Here is a 1,234-nt window from a genome sequence, read left to right on the forward strand (position 1 = left end):
ATCCCAGGACGTATAGTAGGACAAACGGCAGATGAAAAAGGGAAACGTGGGTTTGTGTTAACACTGCAAGCGCGTGAACAGCATATTCGCCGTGATAAAGCCTCATCCAATATTTGTTCTAACCAGGCATTAAATGCTCTTGCCTCTTCCATCTGTATGACGTCGCTTGGAAAGCAAGGGATTCGTCACATGGCGCAGCTAAACATTGAGAAAGCTGATTACATGTCGAAAACTCTAGAACAAAAAGGCTTTACCATTATCAATGAAGCACCATTCTTCAATGAGTTTGTTGTCGAGCTTCCTCGTTCGGTAAAGGAAGTCAATGAAAAACTTCTTAAGGCCGGTATTATCGGTGGATTTGATTTAAAAAGTGATTACGGCTTTGAAAATCAAATGCTGCTAGCTGTGACTGAGCAGCGAACAAAAGGAGAAATTGATCAATTTATTGATGTTTTGGAGGCGATTGTAAATGGTTGAATATAATGATTTAATTTTTGAAATAAGTCGACCAGGACGTGTGGGCTCAAGTCTTCCGGAAAGTGACGTTGACTGTGTTGATTTAAATGACAAATTTCCAAAGCATTTAATTCGTGATGAACCGGCAGAACTCCCGGAAGTATCAGAGTTGCAACTTGTCCGCCATTATACAGCGCTTTCTAATAAAAACCATGGGATCGATAATGGGTTCTATCCGCTGGGTTCTTGTACGATGAAGTACAATCCGAAAATAAATGAAGATGTGGCACGTTTGGAAGGCTTTAGCCGCATTCATCCATATCAGCCGGTTGAAACTGTACAGGGTGCACTAGAGGTTTTATATGAATTACAAGAAGAGCTAGCTGTCATCACAGGAATGGATGCTGTAACTTTACAGCCATCTGCAGGGGCTCAAGGGGAATGGACAGGTTTAATGATGGCTAAGGCGTATCATGCTCAAAAAGGTGAAACCAGAACGAAAGTACTTGTTCCAGACTCCGCGCACGGTACAAATCCTGCAAGTGCAAGTGTTGCTGGTTTTCAAACGATCACGATCCCATCCGATAAAAATGGATTAGTTAACCTAGAAGAATTAAAGAAACATGTAGGCCCTGATACTGCTGCGCTAATGTTGACAAATCCGAATACCCTTGGACTTTTTGAAAAAGAAATTGTGGAAATCGCTCAGGTTGTTCATGAAGCTGGCGGCTTATTATACTATGATGGAGCGAATGCCAATGCCATTTTAGGTAAAACA

General features: G+C 41.7%; 2 protein-coding genes. Both read left to right on the top strand.

What is annotated here, in order from left to right; all coding sequences use genetic code 11:
- Nucleotides 1-477, top strand: a 477-nt coding sequence (locus AC1DUW_RS29585; protein WP_477644274.1) for a PLP-dependent aminotransferase family protein, incomplete at its 5' end; no start/stop codon positions are given.
- On the top strand, nt 470-1,234 hold a 765-nt coding region (locus AC1DUW_RS29590; protein ID WP_477644275.1), incomplete at its 3' end, for an aminotransferase class V-fold PLP-dependent enzyme. The genes AC1DUW_RS29585 and AC1DUW_RS29590, both read left to right, overlap by 8 nt.

This window comes from Peribacillus sp. P4_C12 (assembly GCF_056402095.1).